General features: G+C 59.5%; 12 protein-coding genes, 1 tRNA gene and 2 riboswitches. Of the genes, 8 read left to right on the forward strand and 5 right to left on the reverse strand.

Features of this window, described 5'->3' with window-relative positions; all coding sequences use genetic code 11:
* Positions 1-18: 18 nt before the first annotated feature.
* A riboswitch (cobalamin riboswitch) is annotated at positions 19-166 on the reverse strand.
* Positions 167-502: 336 nt separating this feature from the next.
* Genes P8A25_RS08190 through P8A25_RS08215 form a run of 6 tightly spaced genes read left to right on the forward strand, consistent with a single transcriptional unit; the run spans position 503 to position 7,246 of the window.
* The gene (locus P8A25_RS08190; RefSeq protein ID WP_215442296.1) at positions 503-3,079 is read left to right on the forward strand and encodes a cobyric acid synthase; all 2,577 of its coding nucleotides are present in this window, start codon (positions 503-505) and stop codon (positions 3,077-3,079) included.
* Positions 3,080-3,082: 3 nt separating this feature from the next.
* The gene (gene cbiB, locus P8A25_RS08195) at positions 3,083-4,066 is read left to right on the forward strand and encodes an adenosylcobinamide-phosphate synthase CbiB (protein ID WP_215442295.1); all 984 of its coding nucleotides are present in this window, start codon (positions 3,083-3,085) and stop codon (positions 4,064-4,066) included.
* Positions 4,067-4,071: 5 nt separating this feature from the next.
* Positions 4,072-5,112: a nicotinate-nucleotide--dimethylbenzimidazole phosphoribosyltransferase gene (gene cobT, locus P8A25_RS08200; protein WP_102721811.1), complete on the forward strand. Its 1,041-nt coding sequence runs from the start codon at positions 4,072-4,074 to the stop codon at positions 5,110-5,112.
* A 19-nt stretch (positions 5,113-5,131) separates the two neighbouring features.
* The gene (cobS, locus tag P8A25_RS08205) at positions 5,132-5,872 is read left to right on the forward strand and encodes an adenosylcobinamide-GDP ribazoletransferase (protein WP_102721812.1); all 741 of its coding nucleotides are present in this window, start codon (positions 5,132-5,134) and stop codon (positions 5,870-5,872) included.
* Positions 5,869-6,684, forward strand: coding sequence for a cobamide remodeling phosphodiesterase CbiR (gene cbiR, locus P8A25_RS08210; protein WP_215442294.1), 816 nt, complete (start codon positions 5,869-5,871; stop codon positions 6,682-6,684). The genes cobS and cbiR overlap by 4 nt, the downstream gene beginning before the upstream one ends.
* Positions 6,659-7,246, forward strand: coding sequence for a bifunctional adenosylcobinamide kinase/adenosylcobinamide-phosphate guanylyltransferase (locus tag P8A25_RS08215; protein WP_215442293.1), 588 nt, complete (start codon positions 6,659-6,661; stop codon positions 7,244-7,246). The genes cbiR and P8A25_RS08215 overlap by 26 nt, the downstream gene beginning before the upstream one ends.
* Before the next feature lie 7 nt (positions 7,247-7,253).
* On the opposite strand, the gene P8A25_RS08220 is transcribed toward P8A25_RS08215, so the two are convergent.
* Positions 7,254-8,264: an acyltransferase family protein gene (locus P8A25_RS08220; RefSeq protein WP_215442292.1), complete on the reverse strand. Its 1,011-nt coding sequence runs from the start codon at positions 8,262-8,264 to the stop codon at positions 7,254-7,256.
* A 154-nt stretch (positions 8,265-8,418) separates the two neighbouring features.
* A riboswitch (cobalamin riboswitch) is annotated at positions 8,419-8,557 on the forward strand.
* Positions 8,558-8,660: 103 nt separating this feature from the next.
* Between P8A25_RS08220 and P8A25_RS08225 the strand changes: the two genes are divergently transcribed.
* Positions 8,661-12,551, forward strand: a complete 3,891-nt coding sequence (locus tag P8A25_RS08225) for an autotransporter domain-containing protein (protein WP_215442291.1) — start codon at positions 8,661-8,663, stop codon at positions 12,549-12,551.
* Between the two features lie 135 nt (positions 12,552-12,686).
* Positions 12,687-12,769: transfer RNA gene (locus P8A25_RS08230), tRNA-Leu, on the forward strand.
* Between the two features lie 640 nt (positions 12,770-13,409).
* On the opposite strand, the gene P8A25_RS08235 is transcribed toward P8A25_RS08230, so the two are convergent.
* The 4 genes from P8A25_RS08235 to P8A25_RS08250 all read right to left on the reverse strand — a co-directional run bounded on the left by P8A25_RS08235 (position 13,410) and on the right by P8A25_RS08250 (position 16,224).
* A complete protein-coding gene (locus P8A25_RS08235; protein WP_215442290.1) occupies positions 13,410-14,321 on the reverse strand; it encodes a polysaccharide pyruvyl transferase family protein in 912 nt (303 codons plus the stop codon).
* On the reverse strand, positions 14,314-14,496 hold the full coding sequence (locus P8A25_RS08240; RefSeq protein WP_215442289.1) for a hypothetical protein: 183 nt from the start codon (positions 14,494-14,496) through the stop codon (positions 14,314-14,316). The genes P8A25_RS08235 and P8A25_RS08240 overlap by 8 nt, the downstream gene beginning before the upstream one ends.
* 218 nt (positions 14,497-14,714) lie before the next feature.
* Positions 14,715-15,125, reverse strand: coding sequence for a hypothetical protein (locus P8A25_RS08245; RefSeq protein ID WP_102729391.1), 411 nt, complete (start codon positions 15,123-15,125; stop codon positions 14,715-14,717).
* A gap of 1 nt (position 15,126) precedes the next feature.
* Complete coding sequence (locus P8A25_RS08250) at positions 15,127-16,224, reverse strand: hypothetical protein (RefSeq protein WP_215458351.1); 1,098 nt, start codon at positions 16,222-16,224, stop codon at positions 15,127-15,129.
* Positions 16,225-16,290: the final 66 nt, after the last annotated feature.

Below are 16,290 nucleotides of genomic sequence, written 5' to 3' on the forward strand. Positions count from 1 at the left end.
GTTCGGTAACTCGCCGAACAGTTGGACAACCCCACAGGCTGGTCTTCTGGCTTGCGAGACAGGCTCGCTTACAGTGGCGGTACCGCTCCGGATTCACACCGGTATTCCCCAATCTATTTCCTGCCCGGCTACGGGCGTCCCTGAGGTCTGTAACCCTTCCCATAAGGGTTCATGAGACGGATGAAATACCAAAGAGACCGGTATGACAAGCCAAAAAAATTTTTCTTTGAACATTCCGCCGCTTTGCGGACGCTTCCTCTTTTCAGCCGCCGCACGCCATCCCGTTTTTCCAACCGGAGTTCTCCATTTTTGTCTTGTCACCCCCGGCGCGTACAGGACATGATGCGCCCATGACGCGCCTTTCACCCTCCTTCCCGCAGCGGGGAAGGATTTCCGTTTTCAGAGGAGTTCCCAACTTCCGGAAAAACCGTTTCTTCAAGGCGTTTCCTTCCTTTTCCCGGCACACGCGGACGTCCGGACTTCCGGTCTCTACTACTACGGTATGAACAGTTTTTCACACGGAGGAGATTTAAAATCCCTGGCGGCAGATGCCGGACGGCCCGAACGGGAGATTCTGGATTTCAGCGTCAACCTGAGGCCGGAGGGAATGCCGGAGTTCATTGCCTCCGCGCTGTGGAAGGCCATGGATGCAGCCGTTCCCTACCCCTCCCCGGACATGGCGGAGCTGCGGGAACTGGCAGCGGTTCATTACGGGCTGCCTTCCGGTTGCTTCACCTTCGGCAACGGAGCCAACGAACTGATTCACGCCCTCCCGCGCGCGCTGGAACTGAAACAGGCCGTTATTCCGGAACCCGCTTTTTCCGAATACAGGCTGGCCTGCCTGCGCCATGGCACAGACGTTCTTTCCATCCGGACGGAGGAACGGAATTCCTTTATTCCGTCACCCCTCCTGACGGCGGAACAGGCCGCAGGCGGAAGCGCCGTTTTCCTGGCGAATCCCTGTAATCCGTCCGGCGGCCTGCTGGACGTTCCGGCCCTGCGCCAGGCCGTGCGGGACCGCCCCGGAGTCATCTGGATTATTGACGAATCCTTCATTGACTACGCGGACGGAACGGAATCGCTTCTCCGTGACGCGGCCCTTCTGCCCAACTTGGTGGTCCTGCGTTCCCTGACCAAATTTTACGGCATCGCCGGCGTCCGGTGCGGCTTTTCCGTCTGCGCCGCTCCGCTGGCGGAACGGCTGAGGCAGTCCCTGCCCGCGTGGAACGTGAACGCCTTTGCGGCGGCTGCGGTGCAGGCCGTCCTGGAACAGCCCCCTTCATGGGCGGACGGGGAACGCGCCCTGAACCGGGAACGCCGGGAAGACCTGTTCCGCAGGCTTTCCGCCCTGCCGGGCGCCGCAGTGCTCCCGTCCGGAGCCAACTTCCTGCTCTTCCGCCTGGCGGGGGCGCCTTCCGGCCTGGCCGCCCGGCTCCTGAAAAACCACGGCATCGCGCTGCGCGACTGCTCCAATTATCCGGGGCTGGAAAACGGCGGCTGGTTCCGTGCAGGCGTCCGCACGCCGGAAGAACACGCCCTGCTGGCAGAGGCCCTGCGGGCCGAGCTGAAGGGAGACGGCCCCGCCATTCTCCGCAAACTGCCCAAACCGGCCCTGATGATTCAGGGCACCTGCTCCGACGCTGGAAAAAGCGTGCTCACGGCGGCCCTGTGCCGCATTTTTCTTCAGGACGGCCACCGGGTGGCCCCGTTCAAGGCGCAGAACATGGCCCTCAACTCCGGCGTGACCGCGCTGGGGGAGGAAATGGGCCGCGCCCAGATGGTGCAGGCCCAGGCCTGCCGCATTGACCCGGATGCCAGGATGAACCCCATCCTGCTCAAGCCCCATTCCAACACCGGCTCCCAGGTGATCGTGCTGGGGCGCGCCGTGGGCCACATGGAGGCGCGGGAATATTTTACGGCCAAAAGGCGCTTCTGGCCGGACGTGCGCCGGGCGTACGATTCCCTGGCGGACGAGTATGACGTCCTCTGCCTGGAAGGGGCCGGAAGCCCCGGAGAAATCAACCTGAAATCCGCAGACGTGGTGAACATGAACATGGCCCGCTACGCGCGCGCCAAAGTTCTGCTCACCGGGGACATTGACCGGGGCGGCGTGTACGCCTCCTTCCTGGGGACATGGATGACGTTCGCCCCCTGGGAAAAAGAGCTGCTGGCGGGCTTTGTGGTCAACAAGTTCCGCGGAGACCCGGAGCTGCTGGCCCCGGCGCACAGCTACATGCTGGACCGTACGGGCAGGCCCGTGCTGGGCGTCATCCCGATGATACGGAACATCAGCATTCCGGAAGAGGACCGGGCCGCGCTGCCCTTTGAACAGGACGGGCAAGCCAGACACGCGGACAGTCTGGACGTGGCCGTAGTGATGCCCGCCCACGTCTCCAACTTCACGGACTTCGCCCCGCTGGCGGCGGAGCCGGACGTTCGCCTCCGCCAGGTGCGGACACGGGAGGAATGGGGGAATCCGGACCTGGTCATCCTGCCCGGCACCAAGAGCGTGGCGGCGGACCTGGCCGGACTGCGCGCCGCAGGGCTGGAAGAACCCATCCGCCGGCACGCTGAACAGGGAAAGTGGATGCTGGGCGTTTGCGGCGGCCTGCAAATGCTGGGAACGGACATTCTGGACCCGCTGCACATGGAATCCGCGGAGGAACGGACGCCGGGGCTTGGCCTGCTGGAGCTTTCCACCACTTTCGCCGCCGCCAAAACCCTGCTCAACGTGCGCCGGGCAAGCACGCCGCTGGCCCCTCCCGCGGCGGGCTATGAAATCCACCACGGCGTCACCCGCCATGAGGGAGGGAGCGTCCCCATCATGTTCCGGGAAGACGGCTCCCCCTGCGGCTACGGCAAAGGCCGAATCTGGGCCACGTACCTGCACGGCATTCTGGACGGCGACGAGTTCCGCCGCGCGTTCATCAACATGGTCAGAGTGGATTCCGGTTTGTCCCCCAATCCATCCCTGCACGCCTCCTATGACCTGGACGGCGCGCTGGACCGCCTGGCGGACGTAGTCCGGGAGCATCTGGACCTCAAGGCCATCTACCGTATTCTTCAACTGAAACGCTGACCCATGCTTCCGTGCCCGTTCATCCTGCCTGCGGCCCTTCTGCTGGATATTCTGGCGGGGGATCCGCCCAACAGGTTCCATCCCGTCTGCCTGATCGGCTGGTGCGCGCGCCGCGCGGAAACCCTGGCGCGGCGGCTGTGGGGAGGGACTTTTACGGCGGGAACGGCGGCGGCTTTAGGAACCTGCGCCGCCGCATGGCTTGCCTGCGCGGTATTCTGCCTTCCCTTTTCCGTCTTCCCCTCCCCGTGGATTCCCTGGATTCCGGCCGTTCTGGTCATTTACATCTGCATGGCCCCGCGCGGCCTGGCAGAGCATGCGCTGCGGGTGGCGAACGCCCTGCGTAGCGGGAAGGACGGCGAGGCGCGGCACGCCGTTTCCATGATCGTAGGGAGAAACACGGAGCGGCTGGACCGTCACGGCATGGCCAGGGCGGCCATTGAAAGCGTGGCGGAAAATCTGACGGACGGCGTCTTTTCCACCTTGTTCTGGGCTGCGGCAGGCTGCTTGGCAGGGGGCGCCTCCGGGGCGGCCTTCGCCGCGCTGACGCACCGCGTTTTCAACATCCTGGATGCCATGTGGGGAAAGAAGAACGACCAGTACAGACATTTCGGCACCTTTGCCGCACGCACGGACGATGCGCTCAACTTTATCCCCGCGCGCCTCATCCTGCCGTGCATCTCCCTGGCGGCCCTCTTCGTGAAGGGAACCTCCGCCCGGAGGGCATTCACCACGGGCTGGACCTTCCGCCGCGCCCATGCCAGCCCAAACTCCGCCTGGAGCGAGGCGGCCTTCGCGGGCGCGCTGGGCCTCCGCATCGGCGGTCCGGTCTCCTACAAGGGGGTTCCTGCGGACTACCCGTGGATAGGAACCGGGCGCACGGAAGCCGCCGTCAGTGACCTGGCCCTGGCCATACGCCTCATGTGGGTGACCGCCGCCGCGGGCACGCTGATCTTCTCCCTCATCCTTTTCTTCATTCCCCGCTTCTGACCATCATGAACAAACTGCATATTCCCCCGCTGGACGAACAGGCCGCCAAAACCGCCCTGGAACATCAGAAAATACTGGCCAAGCCCCCCCTCGCGCTGGGGAAGCTGGAACCCGTAGCCATCCAGATTGCCGCCATGACCGGCAATCCCGCGCCGCGCCTGAAGGACAAGGCCGTGGTCCTCTTCGCCGCGGACCACCACATTGCCGACCACGGCCTCAGCCTGACGTCCACGGACGTCACTTACATTCAGACCCGCAACTTCCTTCAAGGCGGCGGCACCATCAACGCCTTCACGCGCAACGCGGGAGCCCGCCTCTCCGTGGTGGACGTGGGCGTGAATTACGACTTCGGCGACCTGCCGGGGCTGGTGAAAAGAAAGGTCATGCACGGAGCCAGCGATTTCAGCAGGGGCCCGGCCATGACAAGGGAACAGGCGCTGGAATGCCTGCAAGTGGGCATCGACATGGCCCGGGAGGAAAAAGCCAGGGGGCTGGACATCGTGGCCGCCGGAGAAATGGGCATCGGCAACACGACGCCCTCCTCCGCCATCGTGGCCGTGCTCACGGGCACCCCGGTGGAAACCGTGACGGGGCGCGGCTCCGGCGTCAAGGGGGAAGTCATCCGTAAAAAAATAGAGCTCATCGAACAGGGAATCGCCCTGAACAAGCCCGACCCCTCCGACGCCATCGACGTGCTGGCGAAGGTAGGAGGACCGGAAATAGGAGCCATGGCCGGGCTGATGCTGGGCGCGGCCTCCCTGCGCGTCCCCATCGTCATTGACGGCTTCATTGCCGGGGCGGCGGCAGCCATCGCCCAGGGCATCCGGCCGGAAGCGGCTCAGTACTTCATCGGCTCCCACAACTCCGCGGAACCGGGGCACAAGCTCATTATGGACCACATCGGCGTCACCATGTACATGGACCTGGGCCTCTGCCTGGGGGAAGGCACGGGGGCGGCGCTGTTCTTTCCGCTGCTGGATGCCGCCACGCGCGTGCTGTCTGAAATGAAAACCCTGCCGGAACTGGACATCACCGTTCCGCGCTAACTCCTCCTTTCCCTGCGCCATGGCCGTCATTACCACCATCCGCTCCGCCTTCGGCTTCCTGACCCGGCTGCCCGTAGGCCCGTGGCCGCTGCAAAACGACCTGAACGGCATCTCCGCATGGCTCCCGCTGGTCGGCCTTGTCGTGGGGGGGCTGGCAGGCGGCCTGACCTGGGCGGCTACCCTGCTCTTCCCCCCGCTGGTCTGCGGCGTCATCGGCTGCGCCTGCTGGGTAGCCATCACGGGCGGCCTGCATCTGGACGGAGTGGCGGACTGCGGGGACGGACTGCCCGTGGAAGTGCCGAGGGAACGCAGGCTGGAAATCATGAAAGACTCCCGCCTGGGTACCTTCGGCGGCACGGCCCTGTTCTTCAACCTGGCCTTCAAGGGCGCCGCGCTGGCAGCATTGGCGGCCTTCGGTTCATGGGAGCTGCTGCTCACGGCGTGCGCGCTGGCCGGGCTGCTGGCGCGCAGCCAGATCTTCATCGCCATGCGCTTTCCGGGCGCGCGCCCCGGCGGCATGGGGGAAGCCTTCAAGCAGGGGACGCGCCCCGTCCACGCCCTGATAGCCGCCGCCGTCACCTTGGCTGCCTGCGCGCTGGCAGGGTGGCACGGGCTGTACGCCCTGCTCACGGCCCTGGCCGGTTCCACGGCCCTGCTCCTGTATGCCCGCCGCCGCCTGGGAGGCGTCACCGGGGACGTGTTCGGTTGCACCGTGGAATGCACGGAATGGCTCGTCCTGCTCACCTTCTGCACCTTATGAAAACTCCGCACAAATGCCGCGTCCCGGGCCTCAACATCAGCTGCACCTCCTTCATCATCCCGGACTACTACGTCCCCGCCATCAGGGAATGCGTCCATTACGCGGATGACATCGCCCTGCTCCTGCTGGAAGCCGGAGACCACGGGGAGGGACTCATTACCCCGGCGGAAATCCGGGAGCTGGCCGGAATCGCCGCGGACGCCGGGGTCAAGTGGAACGTCCACCTGCCCACGGACGGCGGCTTCGCCACGGAGGAATCAGGGCGCCGCTACACGGAAAACATCATCCGCGCCATTGACCTGACCCGGGAACTGGAGCCCCACACGTGGGTCATGCACGTGGTTACGGACCACATTCCCGGCCCGGACATGCGCCCCCATCTTACGGAGCGTGAAACGGAACGCATCCTCCGCAGCCTGGAGCAAATCACGCCCCATCTGCCCGCTCCGGAATGCCTGGCCCTGGAAAACCTGGAACGCCACCCGACCGACTACCTGGACAAGCTGGTCTCCGCCACGCCCCATTCCCGCTGCTTTGACATAGGCCATGTCTGGAAGGAAGGCCTGCGGCCGGAAGAACTGCTGCCGCTCTGGCTGCCGGACATACGCATGTGCCACCTGCACGGGCTGGAAAAACGGGACCACAAATCCCTGCACCACATGGCCGCCGCCACGCTGGACGCCATCCTCCACCCCATGTGGGACATCCGTTTCTCCCCCCTCATCACTCTGGAAGTCTTCAGCCTGGACGACTTTCTGAACTCCCACCAGGCCATGCTGGAATCCCATGAACGCTACATCTCCAAACACTGACGCCAATCCTGCACGCATGACGCTCGTCCTGGGCGGCATCAGAAGCGGCAAAAGCCAATACGCCGAACAGATAGCCGCCGGATTCGGGGAAAAAATCCTGTACGTCGCCACGGCGGAGGTGTGGCCCGGAGCCGGATCCATGGAATACCGCGTGCGCAAGCACCGGGAACGGCGCCCGGCAAGCTGGCTTACGCTGGAATGCCCCCGCCATGTGGCCGCCGCCGTCCGGGAATCCGGCCTGCTGGATCAGGTGGACGGCGTCATTCTGGAATGCGTAACCCTGCTCACCTCCAATACCCTGTACGCCCAGAAGGACCCTACGGACTACGAACCATTCCAGGAAGCGCTGATTGAGGAAATAGAGGCCTTGAAGGAACTTATCCCCCAATCCCCCGTGCCCTGGGTTCTGGTCTCCTCTGAAACCGGCATGGGCATCAGCCAGGCGGACGCGGAAACGCGCCACTACTGCGACGGGCTTGGCATCGCCAACCAGCTTCTAGCCAAAAGCGCGGACGAAGTTTACTTCATGGTTGCGGGGCTTCCCGTAACCGTAAAAAAATAGCAGACGGTCAATTCTTCAGCGCAATATACTTCAACACTGCCGGACACATCCGCGCCAGTAAAAAGTACAGTCCGCTCAGAGCCAGAAAAACAAGGGGTACGGCCATTCCCCATATCCAGAAGCTTCCCCTTGGAAAACCGAGCCTGAGCATGCCCTCATAAACCAGGGCATGCGCGGCATATACAAAAAAGACGGAGGGAGCCAAACGGGCGCAGAAAGAGGAGATTCCCGGAAAATACCGCATCATCAAGAAGGCGCAGGATGCCAGCCACAGCACGCCCATGCACAAGGATAACGCAGACTCCTGAACGGTGCTGTACATTTCCCATATAAAAATAACGGGAAACACCATCAGCACGTACAGCCACGCTTTACCGACTGCATTCTTCAACTCTTCAAGGGAATAACGGCACAAAAACATGCCAAGGGCAAATGCTCCAAAACCCCTGGGATGGATAACGCAGAAAACCTTGTCCATGTATTCGAAGGACAAGTAAAGGGAATTGCTCGTACTGAAAAGCACCAGGGAGGCCATGGACAGAATGAGCAGACAGGCCCGCGGCATCCGGAATAACGCTCCTGAAACCAGCACAAACACCATTAAATCCCGCAAAAACCATAAAACAGTTCCCAAAGGAGGGCGCCCTATTCCCAGACCGGTCATCCATTTTACAATGTCCGCGGGAAACCCGAACAAGGCCATGGAAACGAAAATCCAAAACAAATAGGCACACAGAATCAGAAACGCTTTTCTCCAGTTAAGCCAGGGCACCGGGGCCAGGCTGCCCCCATACTTCCGGGCCAGGAAGTAACCCGCCGCCATGAAAAAGAAAAATACGCCCGCACGTGTTGCATACACAGTGAAGCCATGAGAAGCGGGAGTATGCTGGATCATGATAAGCAACATGGCCAGCACACGGATAATATCTACCCACGGGTCACGGCACTTCTCCGTCAGTTTCCTTCCCCGGACGATGCCCGGCGCATGTGAAGGAGAGTTCGTTAACGCTTCATACATATGCCAAATACAATAACGAACATCCGGGGCGCCATGATAGCATGGCCGTCCTTCATGGCAATACGAAACAGGGAGCCAAACGCAAGAAAAAGTTCCAATTGACAGGGTCCGGAGGATATGTTAGGCATGCCATGCCTCCCTCACCAACCGGAGGCGCTTCCGGGAAGCCCGTGGTACGGGCAGGAAATAGATGGGGAATCCGGTGTGAATCCGGAGCGGTACCGCCACTGTATATTGCACGGCTTAAAAACCTGCAATGAGCCAGATCGCCAGCCCCGAAGTATTTTATGAACCGCCGGCGAGTATTCCGGCATTCAGACCATACACATGCATTCATCCAACACGCTCCGCTTGAACGGAGCAGACTATGATGGTCCGGCCTCCTTGAAGTCCGGAATGTTCAACACTCCTGAAAAAACACCGTGCCACGCCAGGCACCGGATGCAGGCTGTGGCTATGACCCTGGCCTGCCTCGGCATGCTGGGAACGGTCCATGCCCAGGATACTGCCAGGGAAGACCTGGCCGGCGCTTATGACGCCACTGTAGCCAGAACCGCCTCAGATGCGGCCCTGGGAACGGTCTCCGCCACATTCAACGTGACAGGCTCCAGCAACGTGCGCGGAATCTGGGGAAAATCAGGCACCCTCAGCATTGGCGCGATTGCCGGGGATGCCGTATTCAACGTCTCCTCCACGGCAAACAACGCCTTCGGCATTGACACCTCCTCCGGAGTCAATGTGGACATCGGCACCCTGGCAGGAACATTCAACATCTCCGCAGCCAGAACGAATGCCACCGGCATCCGGAGCTACGGGAAAATACTCTCCATCGGAACGATCACGGAAGACGCCCTCATCTCCATCACGGCCAATTTCTCCTCCAACGGCATTTACGCCTATCAGGGGCGCCTGGACATTGGAACGATGGCCGGCAAAATCTCCGTGGACCTGGGAACAGGAAACTATGCGAGGGGACTGTATGCCTACGGAAACACCATGGACTACCAGGGCCCGCGCTACAAGGACGTCAACATCGGCACCTTTTCCTCCACCGGCAGCATTTCCGCGGCGACGGCCGGCGGCTACGGAGCCAGAGGCATCCAGTCCAACTACGGGCAGGTGAACATTACCCGGCTGGACGGTCAAATCACCGCAGCCTCCGGTTCCAATGATGAAAGCGAGGACTTTTCCGCCATCGGCATTGAAGCCAGGGAAAACATCACGCTGGGCGACATGGGAGCAACGGGAAGCGTTACCGCCACGACCAACGGCATGGACGCCTACGGCCTCTTCGCCGGAGAAGAAGGGGGTTACCAGACCCATTCCAATATTACCATCGGCAATGTGGGCGGCGCCATCCGGGCGGAAGCCATGGCCGGAACGGCCGCCGGGGCACGTTCCACGGGCTCCTTGTCCGTGGGAAACGTCAGCGGTTTCATCTCCGCCTCCTCCACGGGAGCTGCGGAAGCCTACGGGCTGCTGGCGGAATTCTCCCTGACCACCGGCACTATCAACGGAACCGTCAGCGCGGCAACTGCCGGCAGCACGGCGGCGGCCCTGATGGGAGGAGCCGGCATCACGACGACCATCGGTTCCACCGGCGTCATTGAAGCAACGGCGACGGGGAACGAAGCAACGGGGTATGCCCTGTACAGCGGGTCCAATACGGGTTCCGGCTTCTCCACGGAAAACACGGCGGACAACGTCACCGTCCACGCCGGAGCTTCCATCAGCGGCATCTGGGAACTGGGCGGCTCCGGAGCGGAAGGCTCCGTGGATACCATTACGCTGCTGTCCGGAACGGAAGCCGCTCCGGGACTGTTTGACTATACGGTGCGGACAACCGTCAACACCAGCAAGTCCGATACGGCCACCCACCATTCCTCCGTCACGCTCAACGTGGGCAGTGCGGAAAACAAGGCAAACTGGACCATTTCCACGGAAAAAGCCGCCGGGCTGCTCAACCGGTTCAACGTGGGCCACGGCTCTGCCGTCACCTTGACCGGGAACTCCCAGATACTCCGTGACGGGGCCGTCGTCAACAACCAGGGCTCCATCTCCGGCAGCGGCACGCTCACCATTGCGGAAGGCATGACGCTGCTCAACGGGACCCTGGTGCAGAATGCGGCGGGAACGGCCCTGGAAGTGGGCTTTGACGGCCTGAACGTAAATCTGGACCTGGCGCAAAACGCCACGGTAGGCGCCACGGTGCTCAACGCCACGGATTCCGCCTGGGTCGTCACGCTGGACCAGATCAAGAACGGCATCACCGCCATGTACGGAGCCAGGGTGGACAACTTCCAACTGGAAAACTACCGCATGAGCTACCGCCTCCAGGGCCAGGTATTCCTGGGTGAAGGCGCCCCCATCGTCGTCAACCCCGGAGAAAGCATCCATGTGGGGGAAGGCTCCAAGGTCATCATCGGGGAAAACCTGCCTGAGCACGGCATCGTGCTGGAAGGCGGGGAGGCTGACTTGAGCCAGTCGGACGCCGTCATTTCCTCCGGAGCCGTCAGCGGCGTTTCCGGACAACTGACGCTGGCGGGCAAGGATGAAAAGGAACAGACCCTGAACTGGGAACACTCCGGCACGGCAGGCTACAGCGCCTCCGCCGCCGACGGAGGCGCCTTCGCGAACCTCAACGTCACGGCACAGGATGTGAAGGTTGTCGCCAGGGGTTCCTATGCGGCGGAAAACGTCGTCATCAGCAACAACGCCACCCTCGTTCTGGACGGCAGGGACGCCAGTCTGGGCGTGGAAGGCGGGAGCATCCGCCTGGGTGAGGCATTCGCCCATCCGGCTAATCCGGGGCATCTGGTGCTGAACGGCTCCACTGTTCTATCCGGCGTGGAAACCAACAGCGGTTCCACCGTCTCCGGTTCCGGCGCCTTCAAGGGAGAGGTTACCTATTACGGCAGTGAAATCGTGATCGGCTCCGGCTCCTCCGCAGGCTACCACAACTATGAAGGCGGCCTGAACGCGTGGGGGGGAGTGCAGGAACTCACGTTCATCGTGAACGGAACGGCGGCGGCGGACGCCACCCATACCGGAGCGGACACCTATTCCCAAATGAACGTCTCTTCCTCCTACCATGTGGATGGAGCGCACGTCAATGTGGTCATTGGAGACAACCTGCTTTTCAGCAAGGAACAAAGCTTCTCCCTCTCCCTGGTCAACCTGGACCCCGATACGGTCATTGATCCGGACGGATCCCTGTGGGACCTCACCGGCATCGACCCCACGCTGAAGGGCCGCACGGACCTGGTCACGGATACCGGCTTCACGGTTTCCGACGACGGCCTGCACCTGATTTTCAGCGGCAAGGTCAACATCAACGCCGTGAAGGCCCTGCGCGGAGAGGAAGCCTACCGCATCGCCAACACGCTGTGGTCCTCCGTCCGGGTGGTGGACAGCTTCGCCCATACGGCGGCTTCCCAACTGGACTTCCGCGGACCGGGAGCGCGCAACATCTGGTTCTCCGGGCTGGGGGACTTCATGAACGTCTCCTCCGCCACGGGAGCCTCCGGCTTTGACTACAAGGGCGGCGGCTATGCCGTGGGCATGGACTACGCCTGGACGAAAAACTGGATATCCGGCGCGGCCTTCGGCCAGACCTTCGGTTCCTTCCACTCCGCGGACAAGCAGTTCAAGGCGGACCAGGACGGCCTGATGCTGGCGCTCTACCAGCGCTACCACCGCGACCTGCGCCGTGGAAACAGCGTGGACATTGACGGCTACTTCACCTACGGCCGCATGGACAACGATGCGGACAGCACGCTGGGCGGCAGACCCGCCACCGCCTCCTGGAACGATGACGTGTACGGCTTCGGCCTGAAGGGAACCTGGAACATCCGCCTGAACAGCACGGATGTGCTGAAACCCTTCGCAGGCATTGAATTCCTGCACGGCTCCCAGGGTTCCTTCGGGGAGCATTCCGGTTCCGGCACCGCCTGGTACCAGGACGGCTCCGTGCAGAACTGGAGCATCCCCGCCGGCGTCACCTGGCAGAAGCAGATCGCCGTCGGCAGGGGCCAGTACCTGCTGCCGCAGATGACGGTTGCCTACGCCGGAGACGTCTCCCGCCGCAACGCTTCCGTGAAAACGGACGCCTTCGGCACGCCCTTCCGGGTAGACGGCGTCCATCCGGGACGCCACGCCCTGATCGTCCATGCGGGGCTGAACTGGGTCATTTCCAGCGCCTGGAGCGCCGGAGCCTTCTACCATCTGGAACAGAGGGAACACATGACCAACCAGAGCGTTAACGCCACCGTGCGCTATTCGTTCTAAACGTTCTTCCCATTCGGAAACATTCCGGAGGGAATCCACCGCGGATTCCCTCCGTTTTTTCGGCAGGCTTCCCACATTCCACAGGAAATTCTTGACTCCACAGCCCTCTTGCCGCTTAATTCCTCCACTTCACGTGCCGTCGTGGCGGAATGGTAGACGCGCTCGACTCAAAATCGAGTTCCAAAAGAGTGTGGGTTCGAGTCCCACCGGCGGTACCAATAAATAAACCCTGAAAGCTTAATGCTTTCAGGGTTTTCTTTTATCAGTTAACAGCTCTCGGCTAAGAAGCAGAAAACTGAATGCAATAATTTCCAGAAGAAACACTCGTGTGTTTATATAGATATAATTTCTGAAACTTTTTCCGGAACACTATATCTATAAATAAAATCATCAGTAATTACATACTTTATATTAAAAATTATTCTACTGTAATTTTCCAATATTCGCCCTCGCGATGTAATTTTACAAGCAACAAATGAACTAGTCTTTCTGCTTCCCTGCAAAAATCTCCTACAATATCGTCATGGGATTCTCCTTGTTGAAGATGCCACCAATGGTATTCCATTTCCGGAATCAATCCAAATTCATCCACCCCTGTATAGTTTATTACAAATATATTATGAAAAACACTGACTAGAATACATAGTCAGCGTTTTTATCTAAGTTATTCACCTTCAAATGAAAATAGAATGACGAAAATATTTTGAAATAATATGGTTAGTCAAGTATGTAGGTCCCATAATTATAATAGACGAGAGTAAGTTCCTCATCACAATATTCGCTACTCCACTGCATAGGTTGAATCACATCTCCTGTCCATGCCTTTTCCCTGGAGGGGAGCTTATGGACGGAAACAGACTATTTGCGGACAAGGGAAAATATCTCGGGAAAAAGTACGGAAAGTTCAGAGTGAGGAAGGAGATTCGCTCTTGGATGATCGGACAGGGATTGACGATAAACTCCGGAAAGTTTTCCGTAGTTGTTGTCCAGGAAGTATACCCGGCATCCGGCAAGCAGACCTGCAATGCAGATGTGCAGGCGGTCTGAAATGACGATGTCCAATTCCTTCAGAATAGAGAGAAGGCCCCCTATTAGAAAAGCCTGCTCGGCAGAACCGTCGCCCCAGCCATTCCAAAGATCGGAAATATCACGTCCCAGGATCAATTCCGCAGGCAGGGCACTCTCCTTGCCCCGGCGCGGTAGAAAAGCCCCCTGCTGCCAGTAATTTTCGCGGAATGCGCAGAAAGAAGATTCCTGCACGGATTCCCGGATTTTTTCCAGGAGGGAAACCGCCCATGGTTCCGGACAAGCGGGAGTTCCCTTTTCTTCCAGGATAAAAGACGGCAAGGAATTAGGGCAGAAGTAAAGAGCCATGTCGTCCGCCGGGAGAAATTGCGCCCGATCATTGAGCGAAAGGCAATAATCCAGGGAACGCTGTTCCCGGCAAAAGACCAGGTGCCTTTCATCAAAGGAACGAATAAGAGAATCTACCTGATAAAAGCTGTGCGGGAGGATAATGCACCGTTCCACTGAGCGGGCCGTCAGTTCCTCTTTCTGCTCATCCAGAGAACCGTAAAAAGACACGAACCTTCCGCCACCGCCATACACCACATGCCGATGAGGTTTTTCCTGCGCCGGCAGATGATGGCGACGGAAAAACTGCCGCGTGGCGATGTCAATAAGCAAATCTCCTATGTTGCCATGGTTGGCGCAATATTGAAATCCACCCAGTTTAATGAGAGCAGGAAGAATGGAAATGGATTCAGACATGCGGTATGATTTCAAAAAATTCGTTAAGAGTGCCCAGGCAATCCCTGGAAAAAACGTGTGGCACTTCCAGTCCCATCTTGCGCCAGACGCAAATCTGGTGGAGAAGCTCCGTTCCGGAGCCTTCGCAGATGTTATGGAATCCGTTGACGAATAATCGTTTAATTGGAATATTCATAATTGTATAGGGAATTGCAATGAATAAGAAAAAGAGATGGTCCATGCTCCTGACGAATATGGCGAATCCGGACGTGCTGAATCCCTCGTTGTGCGGTTAAAAAATGAGCTGCATGCAGCGACGCCTGCTCCATTCGGAGCATCCATGCCTATTGGCGTAAAACGGAAAGCTCCCGCCTTTGGGCATCCCACCTTGAACGAGAACGGATGGGCTGCCTGTTATTGACGGCTATCCGTAAAATGTTTGAAAAATGCCACCGCCCCCGCTTCCGGAATTGTAAATTCTGGATAATTTGCGTTGGTGAACAGTTTACGGGCTCCCCGGCCATTGACAGCTTCCACGGTCAGGGTAACCGCTTCCACTGTTTTGACCATGTCTTCACTACCCTCCGTGGATGTGCCGGTCACGCACATATCCAGCCTCGCCCATGCCTGAACGGCCTTCCATTCGTCAGACAGGACGGTAAGGGCGGACACTACTTCGGAAAAAGCCTGCAACTGTTCCGGCGTCAGCTCCCGGTGCCTGTAGCGCTGATTCTGAACAAACCCCGCCATATCCGGGAAAACGGCAGTCAACGTAAATTCATCCCACTTGCCGGGTCGCGGGAAATAAAATTGTAATTCTTTCATGTTAAATTGTTTCTATTTTAAGATAGTCAGCCGGATTAATCCCTTGGATGACGCTTACCCTGAACATGGCCATCTCTGCGGAGCAAGTATCTATAATAGCGTAGTGGACGTCATTGCTGACGAGCCCCAGAGAAACTTCCCCCAGGTAATAAGCTTGTGGATTAAGATGACGGCGGTTGAAATTGTAGTGGTTCCCGTGCCCGGAGCTTACCCCCGTATGCCGGGCCAGATAAATACTGCAGGTACCGGATGAAGAGGGAACCGCAATCAAATCAAGCCGGGATACCCAGTCCAGGCTCAAGGCAGCCCAGGAAAGCTCCGTTACAACCTGTCCGTCTCCGGACCTGGCCACTACTTTTCTGCTGGCTGCATCCACATAAAAAAGCGGTCCGGGAATATTCTCCACCGTTGTGGCGGTGACGGTTCCGGAATACCCGGTCCAGCCGAATTTAGTTTGAGTCGCAGCCAAATTCACACCGGAAAGCAGAGACATCACCAGCGCATAGCTTCCGGTTCCGGCAGGGCTGATGGCTCCTCCGTAATTGGTATTGGTGACGGCAGATTTGACCAGGACGCATTTGTGCGCCGTCAGCGTGCCCGCCCAGGACAGCCCGCACCAGTCCGCCAAGGAACGCTCCATCTTGACGTTGCTTCCCTCCAGGGTGGTAACGGTTCCGTTCGCGTGGTCCAGATGGTACACATTCCTCAGAACGGACATGACGGCGTGGCTGCCCGCGTTGAGGCCGGTGTTGGAGGCTCCGGCCGCAAGCGCGGATACGGCATTGATACCGCCGTTGGCATTGACGGTTCCGGAAAAGGTGGACGCCTCCGCCGTCAGATTTTTCAAAACGGCATCTTCTCTCAGCCGAATGCCGCCCTGGGCAGCCAATCCCAGAGCGGCCGCTTTAAAAGTCTGTGTTACCAGTGCATGTTCGTCGGACACCTCCACCGCATCCGTAGGGGCCACAAAGATATACTGTCCGGAGTTTTCCGTTTCCAGAACAGTCAGGCAAGAAGCATCGGAGAGAAGAGCCTGGACAGAGCATGCTGCCGTACATGTCAGCGCATAAGCCGCGCCCGGTATGGTATTCACTTTCATTGAGCAGATTTAGCACCGGAAAAGAGACAGGAATCATCCATGCTGATACGTGCATGCCTCTTGCCA

Source organism: Akkermansia sp. BCRC 18949, assembly GCF_045011645.1.
Lineage (GTDB): Bacteria > Verrucomicrobiota > Verrucomicrobiia > Verrucomicrobiales > Akkermansiaceae > Akkermansia > Akkermansia massiliensis.

Coding starts and splice junctions, on each gene's coding strand:
- P8A25_RS08190 (WP_215442296.1), top strand. CDS start 503: ATGAACAGTTTTTCACACGGAGGAGATTTAAAATCCCTGGCGGCAGAT.
- cbiB (WP_215442295.1), top strand. CDS start 3,083: ATGCTTCCGTGCCCGTTCATCCTGCCTGCGGCCCTTCTGCTGGATATT.
- cobT (WP_102721811.1), top strand. CDS start 4,072: ATGAACAAACTGCATATTCCCCCGCTGGACGAACAGGCCGCCAAAACC.
- cobS (WP_102721812.1), top strand. CDS start 5,132: ATGGCCGTCATTACCACCATCCGCTCCGCCTTCGGCTTCCTGACCCGG.
- cbiR (WP_215442294.1), top strand. CDS start 5,869: ATGAAAACTCCGCACAAATGCCGCGTCCCGGGCCTCAACATCAGCTGC.
- P8A25_RS08215 (WP_215442293.1), top strand. CDS start 6,659: ATGAACGCTACATCTCCAAACACTGACGCCAATCCTGCACGCATGACG.
- P8A25_RS08220 (WP_215442292.1), bottom strand. CDS start 8,264: ATGTATGAAGCGTTAACGAACTCTCCTTCACATGCGCCGGGCATCGTC.
- P8A25_RS08225 (WP_215442291.1), top strand. CDS start 8,661: ATGTTCAACACTCCTGAAAAAACACCGTGCCACGCCAGGCACCGGATG.
- P8A25_RS08235 (WP_215442290.1), bottom strand. CDS start 14,321: ATGTCTGAATCCATTTCCATTCTTCCTGCTCTCATTAAACTGGGTGGA.
- P8A25_RS08240 (WP_215442289.1), bottom strand. CDS start 14,496: ATGAATATTCCAATTAAACGATTATTCGTCAACGGATTCCATAACATC.
- P8A25_RS08245 (WP_102729391.1), bottom strand. CDS start 15,125: ATGAAAGAATTACAATTTTATTTCCCGCGACCCGGCAAGTGGGATGAA.
- P8A25_RS08250 (WP_215458351.1), bottom strand. CDS start 16,224: ATGAAAGTGAATACCATACCGGGCGCGGCTTATGCGCTGACATGTACG.